This is a genomic window from Qipengyuania soli (assembly GCF_015529805.1).
Taxonomy (GTDB): domain Bacteria; phylum Pseudomonadota; class Alphaproteobacteria; order Sphingomonadales; family Sphingomonadaceae; genus Qipengyuania; species Qipengyuania soli.
This window is the reverse complement of the sequence record NZ_CP064654.1, coordinates 2,778,531-2,797,214: the sequence shown is the minus strand read 5'-3', so window position 1 is coordinate 2,797,214 and position 18,684 is coordinate 2,778,531. Positions and strand designations below refer to the sequence as shown.

Sequence of the window (18,684 nt, the reverse complement as noted above, 5' to 3'; positions counted from 1 at the left end):
CGGGATAGCTATTCGCTGGCACGGGCAATGGCCGGGGCGCAGGTGCCGATCGACAGGTTGCGCGAAATTACATCGGACACATTGCCGACGAACACCGCCTCGCCATTGAGCGGGCAGAGCTGCAACCGCTCCAGCTGATCGGGGTCGATGCGCAGGCGATACGTGCCCGGAACCACGCGTTCGAAGAAATAATACCCGTCGACCTCGGTCTTGGCATAGGCGACGACATCGCCCTTCTCGTTGACCAGTTGGAGCCGCACGCCGGAAACGCCGCGCTCGCCGGCGACATCGGCGAAGCGCGCCATGCCCTCGATCTCGCTCAGGGAAACGACCGGATAATCGATCGCGTGGATGCGGCCCGCCCGCGGCACGACTTCGAGGCCGGGCTTTGCCGGAGCCATGTCGATATCGGGCAGAGTGGTCGTGTCCATCTGGATGCTGACCGCACGCCCCATGCCGAGCCCGGTGAGCCTTGCCACGCCCTTGTCATCGGTTTTCGCGGTCTGGTTGTAGGCGACGAAATCGACATCCCCGATGGCTTCGTCGCCCGCGCCGAAGGTCCCGTCGCCATCGAGATCACGGAACGCGCGGACGGTCGCCCCGCCGGAGCTTGCCAGACCTGGCCTTGCCATGAACATGCGTCCGCGCAGCGGGTCGCGTCCGAGGCTGAAGCCGAGCCGCAGCCCGACGTAATAGCTCTTGTCGACGAAGGAATAATTGGAATCGAGCGCAAGGCTGAAGCGGTCGAAATCGCGTACGCCGGAAATGCCGAAGCGCGCGCCCTTGGCATTGAAGTCATAGCCGGCGATGCCACGGATCGAGGTCTTCGGATCAATAGCGTGATCGATCTCGAGCGTGGCATTCGTGAGATCGGTCGACGGCATCAGCTGGTAGCCCAGCGAAACGCGGGCTCGCGTCGAGCCGCGCGAAATCGTCGCGAGATCGAAATTGCCGTAGAGCTGTTCGTTCTTCTCGATGTCCGGCCCGGTAACCCGCGAATAGTCGATCGTGTTCGAAACCAGCAGGCCGGCCAGGCGGGTCGATGCCCGCAGCCCTCCCACCAGCGTATTGCGCCCATCGACATCGAGGTAATTGCGGAAGCGGGCGCTGAGCGGGAGCGTGAAATTGTCGTTGTTGAGCGACAGGCTGGTGTTGATGTCGACTTCCGTCGCGCGGCGCAGGAACTGCTGGCCGATGAGCTTGGTCTCGTCGGGGAATTCCCCGCCGTATTCGGTGTGGCTGACCGTGATCGCCGAGCGACCGAAACGTCCGCCGATGCCGAGGCCGAAAGCCGTCGCGCCGCCGTCCGCGTAACCCGCATCAGCCTTGACCGCGAGGCCGGCGATGCTCGTCCTCAGGCCCGCATTGGCGAGCCAGCGGTCTTGGTCGAGCGTCTGCAGCCACGCCCCGCCGAAGATACCGGTCAGGCCCGAGGTCAGGCCATAGGCCAGCTGTGTCGATGCACGCCACGATCCGAAGTCTCGCGACGGGACGAAGCGTGGCTGGCGGACCTCGAACAGGTTCTCGTCCTTTTGCGCCAGGTCCATGCTGTAGACCAGCTTTCCCTTCGGCACGCGGCCATCGCCGACGCTGATCCGCTGCACCGTCTCGCTGCGCTGGCCCTGCGGCCCGAAGAAGACGAGGCGGAAGACGTTGAGGCCGAAATCGACCGGGATACGCAGGAATTCATATTGCCCGTTGACCGCATCGCGCGTGGATCCGACCAGCACGTCGTTGCGGTAGAGCTCGACCTCGTAGCCGTCGGGCAGGATGCCGCGGATATCGACCTTGTCGAATACCGAAGATACTTGTGAGGGCGCATTCGTCAGGGTCAGGCCGCGCCCCGAAACGCTGCGCAGGCCCAGCGCCATGGTGGTCGAATGGATGTCGCCCAAGGAAAAGGCAGTGGCCTTCAGCGGTCCCAGCAAGTCGGCATCGGGGTCCATCCGCCCGACCTTGAACAGCGAAGCGACGAGTCCGTTCTTGGTATCCCCGCTGAGGTAGGCATCCGCCGACAGGTAGCCAAGGTCACCTGCCAGCAGGATGTCGCCTTCCATCCGGGTGCCGTAGATGCGGTCCGAAACTGCGCGCAGCTCAACGTCGGCCGAAGGTAGCGAGAAGGCCTGGTAGGGTTGCTCGACACGGTCGAATTTCGGGCCGCTGTCGGTCGAAGCCTCGCGCGCCGCCAGCTTCTCGCGGTCGGCCTCGCGCTTCCTGCGGGCCTCGAAGGGAAAGGTTTCGAGCGTCTTGAGGAGGACGGTCTGCGATCGCAGGTCGGCCGTGACCTCGACGGGGAAAAGGACCGCGAACTGGTCCATCCGCAGGTAGAGCTCGCCATCGAAATCGGTGGCAAGAGTGTTGTCGATCCGGATCGTCTTGCCCGGCAGCTCGATTTCGTCGCCGCGCAGGTCGATGGTGATCGTGCGGTCCTCGCTGAGCACCCAGCCATGAGCGTAGCGGCCCTCGTCGGTAACCGTGACCGCAAGGTCGAGTATTCGCGCGATCGCTCCGAGCGGCAAGTAGAGCCCGCCGCGCGTGCCATAGGCGATGATCGTGTCGGTCTCGGGCGCGCCATTGACCTTCAGCTCGAGGATGAGCTCGTCCTGGTAGCTCAGCAGCGGGGTTCCCGCAGTGGTCGAGAAGGGCGCGTTCGACGCCATGCCGAGCTGGACCGGATCGTCGGCAATCGAGGCCGGCTGGCCGGAAACCTGCTCGCCGGTCCCGGGAATGCCCAGGATCGAGGACTGGCGCGGGAGCGGTACGAGTTCGGCGACCGGCTCGACGGGAGCCACCGATGCCGTCGAAGCAGTGCCGGCTGGCGATGTCGCCTGAGCCGGGGCTATCGGCGCGAGTGGTGCCCTGACCTCCGGAGAAACCGTCGTCGCAACAGTGACTTGGCCTTGGTGGGCGTCCGTTTTTTCTGTCGCAGGGCTTGCCGGAGCAGGCACCGTTCCCGCATCGGCAACCCCGGCGAACGGGGCTGGCGATGCGGGAACCGACGCAGCAGCGGGAATGGAAGCAGGAGCAGGGGCGGGGGCTGCGGCAAGTGCCGGAACCGGGTCCACAGCGACAGTGACTTCAGGCGGGTTGTCAGGCAGCGCGGTCACCGGCGCAGGCTCTGGGTCCGGCACTGTCGCGGCAGGCGGAATTTCGCCGGGCTCAGCTTGCGCGAAAGGCGCCTCGACGGGCGCCTCGGTGATCGGCTCTGCCATTTGCTCAGACGGCGGAGGAGCGGAGTCCATCGCAACTGGAGGAGGGAGCGGCGGTGGTTCGAGAACGGGCTCGGCCACCACCTCCTCCGACCGGACTGCAGGGGCTGCAGATGGCGCAGCGGCAGGGACGACTTCGGTGGCTTCGCCCGGCACAGCCGCCTCTGCGGGGCCGGAGGGAGCGCCGAAGACATCCGCGAAGCTCGGAACCGCGCCCGAGGTTGCGGCAGGCAATGCGGCGGGGGCTGCGATGGCTACCGGCTGGTCCGGTGCTGCCGCGGACGCTGCTGGCGGACTTGCCGGAGCTGGCCCTGCGTCAGCCTCGCCCGCAGGAGCGACCGGCAGGACGAACGACGGGCGTGCCGGATCGACCGCGACCGGAACCCTGCTGGCAGAGGTGAGCAGGCCGCTACGACGTGCCTTAAGGCTGGTCGAGGTGCCGTTGGTCGTCGGCAGGCGTGTTGCGGAAGCCCCGAAGCTGGGCTCGGGCAGCGGCGCCCGCAAAAAGGGCTTTTGCGGAGCACCTTCGTCTCCGTCGTCGCCATCGCCCGGGAGTTGCGGCAGGTAGTCGTTGTCGTCCGTTGCCAGCGAGTAGCCGACAAGGGCCGCGGCGAGGCATGCGACGCCTGCACCACGGACGAAAACACGGTTACTCACGGGACCTGGAATGCGCTTTCGGCAAGCTTGTTACCGGGCGAGAAGTCATCGTCGACAAAGTCGATCGTCAGGCGAGTTCCCTTGGCCAGCAGACGCGGGTCGGTCGTAGGATCGATCGGGACGATGACCTGGCGCGAATCCACTTCGGGGTAGACGCCGATACCCTTGGAGATCGCGATCGGCTTGGAAGAGCCCTGTGCCCGAACGAAGACATCGCCGAATGCTGAGCGGGTGCCCGAACGCGTGAGCGTGAACGACACCGCGCGCGAACCGTCAGGTTCGGTGATGATCCTGGGTGCGGTAATGTCGACGTCGAGGGTGGTCGTGCCGACCCGCACGAACACCGGGATGGCGATGCCGAAGCGCGGACGGATGGTCACACCGATGCCGTCCGGCTGCTGGGCACCGGCTGCCTGCTCGATGCTGAATCCGGCATCCTCGGGGACCGAAGTGACGACGAAGTGCGAGCGATATTCGCCATCGGGCACTTCCGCGCCCGCGCGCGCCATGATGCGGACGAGCTGGGATTCGCTACCCCGCAGAATGACCCTGCGCGGCGAATAGCGCAGCATCTCGCTGGCAGTGCGGACCTTGGCCTTGGTCGCCTCGTCGAGACCGTTGTCGAAGCGGACGAGCTGCCCCTGCGGGGTCATCGCCATGTCGACGATCGCGATCTCGTATTCGCCGTCGTCGAGAGTCTTGTTGTAGAGACCGACGGTCGCAATTTCGCGTCGTCCGTTGATGACCACGCGCTTGGGGAAGAGGTTGACGTCACCCATGCCCCCGACAGAGCCCGCAGGTGGAACGGGCACGGCCGCGCCGAGATCGCCGGCTTGCTGCGCCGAAGAGGAGGTGATGCCCATCGCCATGAGGCACGCGATGGCAGTGCCGGCGGCCACGCGGCTGCGGAGTTTTTTGGTCGGACCCGACGTCATGTTAGGATTGCCCGTTCCCTAGAGGTTGCTTCGAACCTGAGGGATAACCCTAATATGGTTAATTTATTGGTAAACTACGGTGACGTCGAATGTCCCCGAGTATTGTCCAACTGCCTGGTTTGCCCCGACGTTCAGGCGTCCGCCCACATACAGGTTGTAGCGGCCGTTGGCGTCGAAACGGGTCGAACCGTTGACGGCATTCATGCGGAACCGGTCGACGCGCATGGTCGCAGTCCCATTGGTGATGTCGATGCGACTGGGCAGGAAGACTAGGAACCTGCGATTGTTGTCGCCAACCAGCAGGAAGCGCGAAGGGCCACGATTGCCCGGGTAGGCGCTGATATCAATGTTGGCTGTGATCGTTCCGGAGGGATCGATCTCTACCATACCGGCGCCGGCGGGACGAACGATGACGCCGAAGCGCAGGTCGTCGACCTTCTGGATTTGGGCCGGCTGGGCAATGGTAACATTGGCGGTTCCGGAAACAGTCTTGGTGTTCCCGGGCGCCGCTTGCGCCGAAACTGCCACCAACCCCAGCGTGCCGGCCATCAGGCCTTTGGCTATCTTGTGGAGGGCGGTGCGCATGATGCGTGTCCGGCACGAGGGAGCCGTCGGGTCAGGATGACCCGCCCGACGGCCCTTCTCGAAACGCTACTTAGTTGTAGGTGACGGTTGCGTTGTAGGTGGTGGTGTAAACACCGGCAGCCTGGCTGGCCGGAATGTTCAGCACACCGCCGACCGAGAACTGCGTCGAGCCACCGGCGCCGATGGTGCCCGAAGCAGGAGCAGTCGTGGTGAACGACATGCCGCCCATGGTGTTGCCACCGGTCACGATGGCGAAGCTGCGACCCGCATCACCCGTAACGGTGAACGAGTCCGACCCGCCCGTGCCGAGCTGGACTGCATCGCCCGAAGTGACGGTCGCGTTGGCGCCGACGACGGTAACCTGGCTGGCAGCCGAAGGCGATACGAGAACGCCGAAGTTCAGCGAGGCAGCGTCGTGCGAAATCGAGATCGGTGCAACGATGGTTGCAGTGGCCGAGCCCGTGGTGGTTGCGGTGTCGCCCGGCGCCGCAGCGGCCGGGACAGCGATGGTTGCGGCGGTAGCGACGACTGCCGCCAGAACGATCTTCTTCATTTAGGTGTCCCCTGGTATCTTTCTATGGCGCCCAGCAGCAGCCGGTGCGAGCTAAGGGATACCGCGTAGCTTTTAAGAAAGGCTTACTGGGAAAATAACCCGCAATTACGTGGTTTTACGCACAAGCTTAGGAGCGCCTTAATCATAGGAAACAACCACTGCGAGCTCTGCCTGGTAAATTCCCGGCTGAGTGCCTGCAGGAACAGACAGCGTTCCACCGACTCGAAAACTGTCATTGCCGCTCGCGTCCAGCAGTCCCCTTGGATCCTGCGCCGAACCGGACCCGACCCAAATCCTTATCGCGCTGATCGGCAAGGTGGCATAGCCGCCTTCCTGCCGCACCGCGCTGGCCACCTGGGGCGCATCGATCCGGTAACGACGCCCTGCTTCACCTGTCACTCCAAACTGCGCCGGGCGCGCAAAACAGCTGGCATTGTGCGGGCATGCCGGAGCGAGGCTGCCCGAAAACGTGCTGGCCCCGGTCTGCGGGTCGACCGTGATCGATCCGCTTCCAGAACGCGCCGCCGCAATCACGCCGAATTGGAGCGGGTCGATCGAACGCAGGGCGATCGGCTCGACGATCGTTGCACTTGCAATCCCGCTTGCCCCGGCACTTCCGCCGGCAATCGCGGGGACTCCATGGCTGCCTGCCGCAAGACCCGCCAGGACGAGGAGCCAGCGTGCCTGCATCTCAGCGCTCGGACACCAGTACGGCATCGACCGGAATCGGAATGGCGACATTGCCCCCGCCAAAGCTCCGGTCCACATCGAGCCTTCCACCCAGGTTGAAGGACATCGAACAGACCCGCTGGAGGCAGTTGTCCAGCTGGACGCGAACGATCTGCCCCGGCGCGATCGAGGGATAGCCGGGGATGTCCGACTGGTAGCGACTGAGCCGCGCCGTGAGCCCGCCCTGCGCAAACGCAGAAGGGGTCGAGAAGACGAGATCAATGGTCACATCGACCCGGCGCTTGGAATTGTTGCCCCGGTCGTACTGCAACGTGAAGCGGGCAGGTCCCGTTCCTGCGCTGCTAAGGGCAAAGATCCCTGCGCTGCTGACCGCCCCGCTCGCCGAAACCTCGCGGAAACCTGAACTGGGCACCGCAAAAGTGCCAAAGCGCAACATCAGCGGATTGGTCACCGAAATGGTCGAAGGCGCCCCGAAAGCGGGGGCTGGTCCCGTCGCCAGCAGCAGGGTCGCCATGACGCCGATCTGGCCCATGCGCAGTCGTCCACGCTTCTTCAGGTCTGTCCCACGCATCTCCATGACCCGGCAATATAGAGGATCGTCGCAAGTGTTAAAAGCTTGGTAACCATGAGTGGAGTTGCGTAGGTCGACCTTAAGTCCTTGGCGAGCGACGTGCGGTCGGGCGCATTTTCTTTGTCAAACTGTGCGGGAACGGCTAATCTATCGCGTCCGGGCCGATGTATCACAAAGCGAGCGACTTATGGCCGCGCGGCGAAAAGCCAGCGCAGGCGTATTGTGGAGAAGACCAGCGCCTTATGGTGCTGGCTGCTCATGGCACGGGTGCGCTTGTCGATGACGCAGAGCTGAAGGGAATTGCAGCCCTGGCCGCGGAGATTTGCCAGACCCCCATGGCCATGGTGACCATGGTGAAGAGCGAGCGGCAAGTCTTCCTCGCTCGGCTTGGCGTGGCAGATGAGGAAACCCCGCGCCCGACCAGCTTCTGTGCCCATGCCATGCTGGGCGATTCCGCCATGGTTGTTACCGATGCGACGCGTGACCCGCGCTTCTCCGAAAATCCGCTGGTGACCGGAGAACTCGGTATCCGCTTCTACGCAGGTCAGCCCCTGATTTCTGCCGAGGGTGCGCCACTGGGTGCGCTGTGCGTGATCGACACCGTGCCCCGTCCCGAGGGACTGTCCGACCTACAGCGCCAGACGCTGGAAACTCTCGGGCTGGCTGTCATGCGGCGCCTCGCCTCGCAACGACAGTCTGAAGAGCGCTCCATCGAGCAGGAAGCTGCCCAGCAGCGCATCCAGCAGGTGCTCGATTCCTTCCCCGGCATCGCCTGGTCGGCTGATGAGGGGCTGAATTTCGACTATTTCAACGCCCGCTGGATGGAACTCACCGGTGCACCGGCTCCGAAGACCGTGGCCGAGTGGAGCGCGAGTATCCACCCGGAAGACTTCGCCCGCAGCGCCCCCGCCTTCCAGGATTCGGCATCGCGTGGCGAGCCGTTCGAAGACGAGGTCAGGCTCAAGCAGGCTAATGGCGAATGGCGCTGGTCGCTGTCACGCGTCGTTCCCATCGAGACCCCGCAGGGTGAACGGCGATGGGTCGGGACACTCATCGACATCGACCGCGAACACCGCCAGCGCGAGGCAAACGACCTGCTCGCCAACGAGCTGTCGCACCGCATCAAGAACATCTTCGCGGTCATTTCGGGGCTTATAGCGATCAGGTCGCGCGGACGTCATGAAGTCGCCGAATTCGCCAGCGAGCTGAGTGCGGCGGTCCGCTCGCTCGGTACGGCACACGATTATGTCCGCCCGCTCGAAGGCCGTAGCAGTGATTGCCTCAAGGGCCTGCTGGGCGACCTGCTCGCGCCCTATCACGACGGCAGCGACCGCGTGGAAATCGCCGGTGACGATGTCGCAATCGGCGCAAGGGCAGCGACACCTCTGGCGCTCATCTTCCATGAGCTTGCGACCAATTCGGCAAAGTACGGCGCGCTGTCGAATGGCAAGGGTCGCGTGCAGGTGACGATTGCCTCCTCCACAGAGGAGGGGGGTCGCATCCATGTCATATGGTCCGAAACCGGTAGCCCGGTCGAAGTAGACCAGGTTCAGGACCGCGAGGGCTTCGGCTCGCGCCTTCTGCGCATGGCGATCGAAAGCCAGCTGCAAGGACATTTCGAACGCCGGTTCACCGATGACGGAATGCTTGTCGAAATCGATTTCCCTGCCGTCTCGATAACCGGCTGAGCCACATCGGGGTCGCCAGCGGGCTCCCCCCTGCTATGGTGGCATCATGGGAGAGCGTAAATGAAGGCGATGATCTGGGCAGCGGCGCATGTCGGGTTGGCGATGCTGGTAGCGGGTTGTGCTCCCGAAGCCGACACTGCCGATGCGACCGGCATGAGCGAGAACGCCAGCACCGATGCCTCCCCGACAGGATCGCCTGTACCAGAGGTTTTTGCCGCAACCGCCTGGCGCGCGACGTCTGACGACGGGGCGCGCTTCACCACCTACCTCGACAGCGACGGAAGCTATCGCGACGTCCGGAACGGCGATCCCTGGCAGTCCGGAACGTGGCGCTTCGACGCCAGCGGCGGCGGGCTGTTGTGCTTCAATCCCGAAGACGAGAATGGCGCCGAGACCTGCTGGAAGCCCGACCGGATGCATGGAGACACCATGGACGCGAGCGACGAGAAGGGTCGCCAGATCGAACTGGAGCGGGTTGATTATGTCGCGCCGGATAGCGGGGACGACAAGGCAGCGTGACGCCAACTGCGAAACCCGCGCTCGAATTTTGTGACGTCCGCAAGCGCTTCAGCCACGTCGATGCCGTCGATGGCGTCACGCTCTCGATCCGTGCGGGCGAGTTCGTGGCGCTGGTTGGCGCCTCCGGTTCCGGCAAGTCGACATTGCTCAAGACGGTCAACCGCCTGATCGAACCCGATGCGGGGAACGTTCTGTTCGAAGGCGAAGATGTAGCCGAACTGCCCCTCCCGGCACTGCGTCGCAGGGTCGGTTACGTGTTCCAGTCGATCGGCCTCTTCCCGCACATGACCGTGGCGGAAAACATCGCCATCGGCCCGAGACTCGCGGGCGAGAAAATCTCGCCAGAGCGCATCGGACACTTGCTCGAACTGGTAGAGCTGGAAGGGGCAATGGCAACGCGCATGCCCGACGAGCTATCGGGCGGGCAACGCCAGCGTGTGGGCGTGGCGCGGGCGCTCGCGGGCGAACCGCACCTGTTGTTGATGGACGAACCTTTCGGTGCGCTCGACCCGATCACCCGCGACGCTTTGGGCGAGGCGGTGCGCAAGCTGCACAGCGAACTCGGCCTCACCACGGTGATGGTCACCCATGACATGGCCGAGGCGCTACTGCTGGCAGACCGGGTCCTGGTGATGGACGGAGGACGAATTGTCGCCGACGAGACGCCCAAGGCCCTGCTTGCAGGTGCGGGTGGAGCGATAGCCCAAGGCTTGGTCGCTGTTCCGCGCGCGCAGGCGGACCGTCTGGCGGAGCTCGCCCGGTGAACGAAATCTGGACTGACCTCCTGGACCTCGGCGACAAGCTGGCGGCGCATGTCCTGCTTTCGGCTGCGGCGCTGGCGCTGGGCATTCTCGTGGCGCTGCCGCTGGCGATCTGGGCGAGCCGGTCGCAGACCGTTGCACGTGCGACACTGGGTTTTGCCAGCCTCGTCCAGACCATTCCCGCGCTAGCGCTACTCGCCCTGTTCTTCCCCATCCTGCTGAGCCTGCGCGCGGTCTTCGGCGAAGGACTGCCCACGCTCGGCTTCCTCCCCGCCCTGCTCGCGCTCGCGCTCTATGCGGTCCTGCCGATCTTGCGCAATGCGGTTACTGCGCAGGCAAATCTCGATCCGGGCGTTGTCGAAGCAGCGCATGGCGTCGGCATGAGCGCGTGGCAGCGGCTGCGGCTCGTCGAGGCTCCGTTGGCCGCACCCTATGTCATGGCGGGAATCCGCACGGCCGCGGTCTGGACCATCGGCGCGGCAACCCTTGCCACCACCATCGGGCAGAAGAGCCTTGGCGACCCGATATTTGCCGGGCTGCAGACGCAGAACTGGGCGCTGGTGTTGGCCGGCTGCATTGCCAGCGCTGGCCTGGCCATGGTCGCGGACGCACTGCTGGGGACCATCGAGACAGGCCTGAAAACGCGGCGACGCGCACTCACCTGGGGCGGCATTGCCGCTGTCGCACTCGGCGTCGCTGCCGCACTGGCGGCGCAATTCGGGGGCGGTGAAGAGCGGCGCGTGGTGATCGGCGCAAAGGGCTTTTCAGAGCAATACATCCTCGCACGCCTCATCGGCCAGCGGCTTGAAGCGGAAGGTTATGCGGTGGACTATCGCGACGGCCTGGGTTCGGCGGTGGCGCACAAGGCCGTCACGACCGGAGCCATCGATATCCTCGTCGACTATACGGGGACCATCTGGACCAACCAGATGGAGAGGACGGACAATCCCGATCGGGATGCGATGATTTCGGAAATCACCGATTGGGAAACCCGTACAAGCGGCGCGGTGGTGCTCGGGCGACTGGGTTTCGAGAACGCCTACGGGCTTGCGGTCACTGAGGCCCGCGCGCAGTCATCTGTAATCGAGACCATCGAAGATCTGGCGCGAGTGGCGCCGCAACTGACCGTCGGCGGCGATCCCGAATTCTTCGAACGGCCCGAATGGCGCGCGGTCCGCGATGCCTACGGTCTGCGCTTCAAGGAACAGCGCAATTTCTCGCCCACCTTCATGTACAATGCGCTCAAGTCTGGCGAGGCGGATGTGATCGGCGCCTATACCAGCGACGGGCGGATTGCGGCGGACAGGCTCGTCACCCTCGCCGACCCGAAGCGCGCCTTTCCGAACTACGATGCCATCATCCTGTTGAGCCCGGAGACCGGCGCGAACGCAGGGCTGGTTGCAGCGCTTCGCCCGCTGGTCGGCTCCATTTCAGTGGAGGCCATGCGCGAGGCGAATTTCTCGGTCGATCGCGAAGAGAACAAGCTTACCTTCGACGAAGCAGCACGGCGCCTGGCAAAGCGCGCCGGACTCTAGCTCGACCGGCGCCACACCTGCGTCTGGCAGAAGGGTCCGATGCAGCCCTTCACCTCGAGCACGTTAGCACCCTTGCGCTTGATGACCGAGCGATAGGTCTTGCCGCTCTTGGGATCGTAGATCTGCCCGCGCCACTGGTCGCCATCTTCGGAGAAGCCGGTGAGGATCGCCATGCCGAGCAGCTTGCGGCTCCGCTTCGCCTCTTCACGATTGTTTACGTCGCGCTGATCGAGGCCCTGCGGTGGCGGCACGAGGAACTTGGCGATGGTCCCGCAAAGCTGCTTGCCGCAAGGTCCGATCGAAATCACGGCATCTTTCTCGGCTGTGACCCAGCGTCCGGAGACGGGTTCGGCGGCGAGCAGCGGCTGGGCAGCGATGAGGGCGGCGAGCGCGAGCAGGCGTTTCATTCGGGCGGCTTCCTCCTTGGGCCTTCGTCGAAACCGGCCCCGCGCGGCCAGTCGCGGGCAGTCATCGCCATGACCTTGAACAATTCACCCATGGCCGCGGCTCCGACCAATCTGTCGTGAGCTTCCTGAATATCCTTCGAACGCTCGGGGCTGCGGGTTGCCAATGCCTGCGCGCGGATGCCGATGCCCATTGCGGCGAGCCACGCTCCCTGTTCCGCCGTAGCGGTGGCGACGCCGCTGCGGCGGGCCAATTCGGCCAGCGTGGCGAAATCCACGAGGGCAGTCAGGTCCATGTCTCCGGGGGCATCGAAGACGCCAACCTTCTCGTGCGCACGGATGGCCTGCAGGCTCGATCCATTCTGCGGGGCGAGATAGCCGTAGTCGAAGAATATCGCCGCGCCGCCCTGCCGCTCGATCCGCTCGCATAGTGCCCCCACGAGAGCAGCAGCGCCCGGGCAGGTCTCTATCACCGTGCCCGGTTCGGCGGCGCGCCTGTCCTGAGGAACGGCATCGTCCATCGGGCCTGGTCCGGCAGCAAACACGAAACCTTCGGCGTCATCCAGCGTCACCATCCGCTCGCGCCAGCCTTTTTCGGTCATCACCAGCTGCCGCACGGGCAGGGCGTCGAGAAACTCATTGGCTGCCAGCAGGATCGGGCGGTCGTCGGGCAAGGTGTCGAGCGAGTCATGGAATATCGCCCCTCCGAGCGCGCCCGACTGGATCTGGCGCAAGGCGGGCGAGCCTTCGACGAGGTGCACCTCGGGACGCAGGCCCTGGCTCGCCATGGCTCTCAGCGCATCCTTCGCCAGCGTTCCCCTTCCGGGCCCGAGTTCGACATAGATCGCATCGGCAGGGCGCCCCGCCCGCACCCAAATATCCGCGAGCCAGAGCCCGACCATCTCGCCGAACATCTGGCTGATTTCGGGCGCGGTGGTGAAGTCGCCGGCGGCGCCCAGGGGGTCCCGCCCGGCGTAGTAGCGTGCATTGCTCTCGCCCATGTAGCGCGCCACGGGCATCGGCCCGTGGCTGCGGATCAGGCGGCGGAAGCTCACGCCGAGGTCGGCGGGGGCATCCTCGCTCATGCGGACTGCGGCTTCGCTCCGTTGGCGCTACCGATTGCCGGTCGCATCATCGAATAGGCCATCACGATAATGCCGACGGCGACCATGGGCAGGCTGAGCCACTGGCCGCGCGAGAGGCCGGTCTGGACCACGACATAGGCAAGGTATGCGTCGGGCTCGCGGAAATACTCGACGAGGAAACGTCCAAGACCCATGCCGATGGTGAACACGCCGACGAGAAAACCCGGGCGATAGCGCGACCGGGTCTTCCAGAACAGCGCGAGCATCAGGATGCCCAGCATCAAGCCCTCGAAACCGGCCTGGTACAGCTGGCTCGGATGCCGCGGCAGCTGCTGCGGATCGGTCGGGAAGATCATCGCCAGCGGGAAATCGCCTTCGACCGGGCGGCCGTAAAGTTCGCCATTGATGAAGTTCGCGATGCGCCCGAGCATGTAGGCGAGCGGCACGTTGACCGAGATGTAATCGCAGATGCGCAGCCAGTTGAGGCCGCCGCGCCATGCGACCCAGGTGATCGCCACAAGCACGCCGATTACGCCGCCGTGGAAGCTCATCCCGCCTTCCCACAGCTTGAACAGGTCGGTGCTGGCGAAGAGCTCGGGCTTGTAGAACGCCGCATAACCAAGCCGCCCGCCAAGAATGACGCCGAGCGTGCAGTAGAAGAACAGGTCGTCGGCGTGACGCTGCGCCATCGGGCTGCCGGGCGCCTTGATCATCTTCGACAGGTGCCAATAGGCGAACAGGATGCCGAACAGGTAGGCGAGCGAATAGTAGCGTAGCTGGAAGCCGCCGATCTGGAAGAGATAGGGCCTGAGGCCGAGATCCTGCCAGTAGATCGGATCCGAAGCGCCGCTCGCGGCGAGTAGTGACAGCAAGTGCGTATCCTTTTAGAGACTGATTCACAGCCGCGCCCGGCGACCCATCGGAGGCGGCTTTTGGCATAGCAGGGCATTTGGGGAAAGCCTGCGTCGAGCCGCAGTACAAACGCGGGCTTCGAAACGAAGCCGCGCGCCGGATTTGGAGAGGAACCGAGAGGACCGATGCCGACACAACTCGACAAGGACATCCATCGTTTTACCGCCAACGTGACCGCACCCGGACAGATGTTCGAACTGGTCGACGTGGAACGCCGCGGCGTGATGATGCCGGGGTTCAAGAACGCCCCGCCGAGCCTGGCGCATTACTTCGCGCACTTCTGCAACGAACATAAGGACACGGTCTTCCTTGTCGACGGTGACATGCGGATGACCTTCGGCGAAGTCTATGCCGCCGCGCGGCACGTCGCGCACGGACTGGCGACGATCCACGGCCTCAAGAAGGGCGACCGGGTCGGTATCGCCGCACGCAATTCGGTCAACTGGATCCTTGCCTACATGGGCACGCTGATGGCCGGCGGTTGCGCCACGTTGCTCAATGGCTGGTGGACCGGTGAGGAACTCGCATACGGTATCGACCTGTGCGAATGCTCGCTGGTGCTCGCAGACCCGCAGCGCGCCGCGCGCCTCGACGGTATCTCTCACAGTGCCAAGGTCGTCATCTTCGACCACGGGGATCCGGCCACGGGCCTTGCGCCGATCTGGGCCGAGGGCGACACCGCCACGCAGATGCTCGGCGAGCTCGGACCAGGCGATCTGGCCACCATTCTCTACACCTCGGGTTCGACCGGGCACCCGAAGGGCGCCTATTCGGACCATCTCGGCGTCGTGTCGGGCGTGATGAACTATGTCTGCCAGACCGCGATGATCCTCGGCCTGATGACCGAGCGCGGCGAAGCGCCCACCGTGCAGCCGAGTGCACTGGTCACCGTTCCGCTGTTCCACGTAACCGGTGAGGTCCCGGTCTTCCTCCAGTCGCTCGCCATGGGTCGCAAGCTGGTGCTGATGCCCAAGTGGGATGCGGGCGAGGCGCTGCGCCTGCTCGACGAGGAAAAGGTCACTTACTTCGTCGGCGTTCCGCTGATGAGCTACGAACTTGCAACCCATCCCGACCGCGACAAGTACGATCTGTCGCAGTGCAAGAGCTTCGCCGCCGGTGGCGCACCGCGTCCTGTCGAGCATGTCGAGCGCATCCGCGAGGCCTTCCCCGAAGGCTTCCCGCTGCTCGGCTATGGCCTCACCGAAACCAATGGCGTGGGTTGTGGCAATTTGAACGAGAACTACCTCGCCAAGCCCGGTTCGACCGGGATGCCTTCGAAGCCGCTGGTCGACCTTGCCATCCTCGACGACGACGGCAAACCCTTGCCGCGCGGACAGGTGGGCGAGGTATCGATGCGTTCGCTGTGCAATTTCCTCGGCTACTGGAAGAACGAGGAAGCGACCGCCGCGGCCTACACCGACGACGGTTATTTCCGCACCGGTGACCTCGGCTATCTCGACGAGGACGAATATCTCTTCATCGTCGACCGCAAGAAGGACATCATCATCCGCGGCGGCGAGAACATCGCCTGCATCGAGGTCGAGGAAGCGATCTACGCCCATCCCGACGTCGCCGAATGCAGCGTCTTCGGCGTGCCCGACGAACGGTTCGGCGAAGTGCCCGCGGCGGTCTATTACGTCCATCCGGGCACGACCCTGTCGATAGAGGACCTGCAGGCATTCCTGCGCGAACACATCGCACCGTTCAAGATCCCGGCGCTGATGTGGCAGAGCGAGGAACAGCTTCCCCGCCTCGGCACACAGAAGGTCGACAAGCGCACGGTCAAGGCGACCTTCGCCAAGGAGCACCTCGCCGCTTGAACCGCGTGCGCATCCCCGCCCAGCGCGCGATCATCGACCGGCGCGATATCGCCGACCGTCTCGCCGCGCTGGTCGGGGAGCACGGCGACAAGGCCCGCCCGAAGATCGTCGCCCTGCTCAAGCAGGCGCTCGAGGACGGGCGCGCCGAACTTGCCCGCCGGCTCGAGGAAAAGCCCAGCGCGGGACATGAATGCGCGGGCGGGCATGCCTTCCTGATCGACCAGCTGGTGCGGATCATCCACGATCACGCGATCACCCACCTATACGCCACAGCAAACCGCTCGCAGGCGGAACGGCTCGCGATCATGGCGGTGGGTGGTTACGGGCGTGCGGAAATGGCACCGCAGTCGGATGTCGACATCGCGTTCCTCGTCGGCGGCAAGCGCACGCCGTGGTGCGAGCAGGTGGTCGAGGCGATGCTCTACATGATGTGGGACCTCGGGCTGAAAGTCGGGCATTCGACCCGCACGGTGGACGAAGCGCTGCGGATGTCGAAGGAAGACCTAACGATCCGCACCGCCATGCTCGAAAGCCGCTATGTCTGGGGCGACCAGGAATTGTTCGATGACGGCTCGCGCCGGTTCGATGCCGAAGTCGTGCGCGGGAACGAGCGCAATTTCGTCACCGACAAGCTGGCCGAGCGCAATGCCCGCCACAAGCGCATGGGTGACAGCCGCTATGTCGTCGAACCCAATGTGAAGGACGGCAAGGGCGGCCTTCGCGACCTTCACACGCTCTACTGGATCGGCAAGTTCATCCACCGGGTCCGCTCGGCCTCGGAGCTGGTCGATGTCGGTCTTTTCACCCCTGCCGAGTATCGCAGCTTTCGCCGGGCGGAAAACTTCCTGCTCGCGGTTCGGTGCCACCTGCATGTGCTGACCGGGCGGGCCGAGGACCGCCTGACATTCGACATGCAACGTCGCATCGCCGAGCGGATGAAATTCGCCGACCGGCCAGGCAAGAGCTCGGTCGAGCGCTTCATGCAGCTCTATTTCCTCCACGCCCGGCGCGTGGGTTCGCTCACTGGCGTCTTCCTGGCGCATATCGACGAACAATTCGCGGCCAAGAGCGCGCGGTCGGGTTTCTTCGCCGGCTGGAAACAGAAGGCCCGCACGCTGAAGGGCTATCGCATTTTCGGCGGCAAGATTGCCGCCCCGTCGGATGACTGGTTCCGCAAGGACCCGGTGCGCCTCATCGAAGTTTTCCAGCTAGCCGAGGCGGAGGAGCTCGAGGTCCATCCCGAAACCATGCGCCAGGCAACTCGCGACAGCGGTCTCATTGACAACGCGGTGCGCAAGGACGCACGCGCCAATGCCCTGTTCCTCGACCTGCTGACCGGCCGCAACGACCCCGAAATGGTCCTGCGCTGGATGAACGAGACCGGCGTCTTCGGGAAGTTCGTGCCCGATTTCGGCAAGGTCAACGCGCAGATGCAGTTCGACATGTACCACCACTACACGGTGGACGAGCACACCATCCGCGCGATCGGCCTGCTCAACAAGATCGAGAAGGGCGAGCTAACCGCCGACCATCCGCGCGCCAGCCGGCTGATCCACAAGGTCAATTCGCGCCGTGTCGCCTATGTCGCGGCGCTGCTCCACGATATCGCTAAGGGCCGTAACGGCGACCATTCGATCCTCGGGGCGGAAGTCGCCAAGGAGCTGTGCCCGCGTTTCGGCCTCACCGAGAGCGAGACGGACATCGTCTCGTGGCTGGTGCTCAACCACCTGCTGATGAGCCATACCGCGCAGAAGCGCGACCTGACCGACCCCAAGACGATCGAGGATTTCGTCGCGCAGGTGCAGAGTGCCGAGCGCTTGCGCCACCTCGCGATCCTGACCGCGGTCGATATCCGCGCGGTCGGTCCGGGCACGTGGAACAGCTGGAAAGGGCAGTTGCTCGGCGAGCTTTACGACGTCTCGCAGGAGCGCCTGCGCCTCGGCCATATGCGCCATGGCCGCGAACAGCGGGTGACCGCGAAGCAGCAGCAGGTCGCCGAGCTTCTCGGTGACAAGGCCGGTCTGGTCGACAAGCTCGCCAGGACGCTTGGCGATGCCTACTGGATTGCCGAGCCGGTCGACATCATCGCCTTGAACCTCGTCCATTATGCCGAGGCGCGCGCGGCCAAGCACGACCTGTCAGTCCATTGCGAGTTCTACGAGGCGCGCGGCGCCACGCTAGTAACGGTCATTGCGGCCGACCATCCCGGCCTGTTCTATCGCATCGCGGGCGGCATCCACCTCGCCGGCGGGAACATCATCGACGCGCGCATCCACACGACGCGCCAGGGCTGGGCGCTGGACAACTTCCTCGTCCAGGATCCGCACGGCAATCCGTTTGCCGAGAAGGCCCAACTCGACCGGCTGGAAAAGAGCATTGCCGATGCGCTGGCCAACCGGGTCGACCTCGCCCCCCGGCTTGCGCAGCGGCCCCTGCCGCACAGCCGGTCAAAGGCCTTCGACGTGTCGCCGCAGGTGCTGTTCGACAACAAGGCATCCAACCGTTTCACGGTCATCGAAGTCAATGCGCGCGATCGCCCGGCCCTGCTGAACCGGCTCGCCCGCGCACTGTTCGAGAGTCGGCTTGTGGTCCATTCGGCGCACATCACCAACTACGGCGAGCGGGCAGCAGACACGTTCTACGTCACCGACCTGACCGGCGGAAAGCTCGACGCGGGCGAACGGATGAACCGGATCGAGGCGCGGCTGATCGAAGTTGCGAGCGACGAGATGCAGGAAAAGCTCGAAAACGCCTAGCGTT

At 64.6% G+C, this 18,684-nt stretch carries 15 protein-coding genes; 6 read left to right on the top strand and 9 right to left on the bottom strand.

The features are described from left to right. Positions 1–8: 8 nt before the first annotated feature. The 6 genes from IRL76_RS13940 to IRL76_RS13915 all read right to left on the bottom strand — a co-directional run bounded on the left by IRL76_RS13940 (position 9) and on the right by IRL76_RS13915 (position 7,206). The gene (locus IRL76_RS13940; RefSeq protein ID WP_200981913.1) at positions 9–3,866 is read right to left on the bottom strand and encodes an SdrD B-like domain-containing protein; all 3,858 of its coding nucleotides are present in this window, start codon (positions 3,864–3,866) and stop codon (positions 9–11) included. Next, positions 3,863–4,765, bottom strand: a complete 903-nt coding sequence (locus tag IRL76_RS13935) for a fimbrial biogenesis chaperone (RefSeq protein ID WP_246449833.1) — start codon at positions 4,763–4,765, stop codon at positions 3,863–3,865. Before IRL76_RS13935 ends, IRL76_RS13940 begins: the two co-directional genes overlap by 4 nt. Positions 4,766–4,864: 99 nt before the next feature. After that, complete coding sequence (locus tag IRL76_RS13930) at positions 4,865–5,386, bottom strand: DUF4402 domain-containing protein (protein WP_200981911.1); 522 nt, start codon at positions 5,384–5,386, stop codon at positions 4,865–4,867. A gap of 70 nt (positions 5,387–5,456) precedes the next feature. Then, positions 5,457–5,939 carry a DUF4402 domain-containing protein gene (locus IRL76_RS13925; RefSeq protein WP_200981910.1) on the bottom strand — a complete coding sequence of 161 codons (483 nt, stop codon included), beginning with the start codon at positions 5,937–5,939 and terminating at the stop codon, positions 5,457–5,459. 138 nt (positions 5,940–6,077) lie between these two features. Then, positions 6,078–6,629 carry a DUF4402 domain-containing protein gene (locus IRL76_RS13920; RefSeq protein WP_200981909.1) on the bottom strand — a complete coding sequence of 184 codons (552 nt, stop codon included), beginning with the start codon at positions 6,627–6,629 and terminating at the stop codon, positions 6,078–6,080. A gap of 1 nt (position 6,630) precedes the next feature. After that, entirely contained in the window at positions 6,631–7,206 is a 576-nt protein-coding gene (locus IRL76_RS13915; protein WP_200981908.1) for a DUF4402 domain-containing protein, read from the bottom strand. A gap of 236 nt (positions 7,207–7,442) precedes the next feature. Here IRL76_RS13915 and IRL76_RS13910 point away from each other — a divergent pair, with 236 nt between their 5' ends. From IRL76_RS13910 to IRL76_RS13895, 4 genes are read left to right on the top strand one after another with little or no spacing between them, the layout of a single operon-like run. Next, positions 7,443–8,888, top strand: coding sequence for a sensor histidine kinase (locus IRL76_RS13910; protein ID WP_246449830.1), 1,446 nt, complete (start codon positions 7,443–7,445; stop codon positions 8,886–8,888). 60 nt (positions 8,889–8,948) lie between these two features. Further along, positions 8,949–9,407 carry a hypothetical protein gene (locus IRL76_RS13905; protein ID WP_200981906.1) on the top strand — a complete coding sequence of 153 codons (459 nt, stop codon included), beginning with the start codon at positions 8,949–8,951 and terminating at the stop codon, positions 9,405–9,407. Then, positions 9,404–10,171: an ATP-binding cassette domain-containing protein gene (locus tag IRL76_RS13900; protein ID WP_200981905.1), complete on the top strand. Its 768-nt coding sequence runs from the start codon at positions 9,404–9,406 to the stop codon at positions 10,169–10,171. The genes IRL76_RS13905 and IRL76_RS13900 overlap by 4 nt, the downstream gene beginning before the upstream one ends. Further along, complete coding sequence (locus IRL76_RS13895; RefSeq protein ID WP_200981904.1) at positions 10,168–11,703, top strand: ABC transporter permease/substrate-binding protein; 1,536 nt, start codon at positions 10,168–10,170, stop codon at positions 11,701–11,703. The genes IRL76_RS13900 and IRL76_RS13895 overlap by 4 nt, the downstream gene beginning before the upstream one ends. Here the strand turns inward: IRL76_RS13895 and IRL76_RS13890 are convergent. The 3 genes from IRL76_RS13890 to lgt are packed head-to-tail and all read right to left on the bottom strand — an operon-like array spanning position 11,700 to position 14,064. Then, a complete protein-coding gene (locus IRL76_RS13890) occupies positions 11,700–12,110 on the bottom strand; it encodes a DUF2147 domain-containing protein (RefSeq protein WP_200981903.1) in 411 nt (136 codons plus the stop codon). The two genes, IRL76_RS13895 and IRL76_RS13890, sit on opposite strands and share 4 nt — an antisense overlap. After that, a complete protein-coding gene (locus IRL76_RS13885; protein ID WP_216629299.1) occupies positions 12,107–13,192 on the bottom strand; it encodes a class I SAM-dependent methyltransferase in 1,086 nt (361 codons plus the stop codon). The genes IRL76_RS13890 and IRL76_RS13885 overlap by 4 nt, the downstream gene beginning before the upstream one ends. Beyond that, a complete protein-coding gene (gene lgt, locus IRL76_RS13880) occupies positions 13,189–14,064 on the bottom strand; it encodes a prolipoprotein diacylglyceryl transferase (RefSeq protein ID WP_200981902.1) in 876 nt (291 codons plus the stop codon). The genes IRL76_RS13885 and lgt overlap by 4 nt, the downstream gene beginning before the upstream one ends. A gap of 165 nt (positions 14,065–14,229) precedes the next feature. Here lgt and IRL76_RS14635 point away from each other — a divergent pair, with 165 nt between their 5' ends. Further along, entirely contained in the window at positions 14,230–15,924 is a 1,695-nt protein-coding gene (locus tag IRL76_RS14635; RefSeq protein ID WP_200981901.1) for a class I adenylate-forming enzyme family protein, read from the top strand. After that, positions 15,921–18,680 carry a [protein-PII] uridylyltransferase gene (locus IRL76_RS13870; protein ID WP_200981900.1) on the top strand — a complete coding sequence of 920 codons (2,760 nt, stop codon included), beginning with the start codon at positions 15,921–15,923 and terminating at the stop codon, positions 18,678–18,680. The genes IRL76_RS14635 and IRL76_RS13870 overlap by 4 nt, the downstream gene beginning before the upstream one ends. Positions 18,681–18,684 lie beyond the last annotated feature (4 nt).

Coding starts and splice junctions, on each gene's coding strand:
- IRL76_RS13915 (WP_200981908.1), bottom strand. CDS start 7,206: ATGGAGATGCGTGGGACAGACCTGAAGAAGCGTGGACGACTGCGCATG.
- IRL76_RS13925 (WP_200981910.1), bottom strand. CDS start 5,939: ATGAAGAAGATCGTTCTGGCGGCAGTCGTCGCTACCGCCGCAACCATC.
- IRL76_RS14635 (WP_200981901.1), top strand. CDS start 14,230: ATGCCGACACAACTCGACAAGGACATCCATCGTTTTACCGCCAACGTG.
- IRL76_RS13890 (WP_200981903.1), bottom strand. CDS start 12,110: ATGAAACGCCTGCTCGCGCTCGCCGCCCTCATCGCTGCCCAGCCGCTG.
- IRL76_RS13905 (WP_200981906.1), top strand. CDS start 8,949: ATGAAGGCGATGATCTGGGCAGCGGCGCATGTCGGGTTGGCGATGCTG.
- IRL76_RS13920 (WP_200981909.1), bottom strand. CDS start 6,629: ATGCAGGCACGCTGGCTCCTCGTCCTGGCGGGTCTTGCGGCAGGCAGC.
- IRL76_RS13910 (WP_246449830.1), top strand. CDS start 7,443: ATGGTGCTGGCTGCTCATGGCACGGGTGCGCTTGTCGATGACGCAGAG.
- IRL76_RS13930 (WP_200981911.1), bottom strand. CDS start 5,386: ATGCGCACCGCCCTCCACAAGATAGCCAAAGGCCTGATGGCCGGCACG.
- IRL76_RS13885 (WP_216629299.1), bottom strand. CDS start 13,192: ATGAGCGAGGATGCCCCCGCCGACCTCGGCGTGAGCTTCCGCCGCCTG.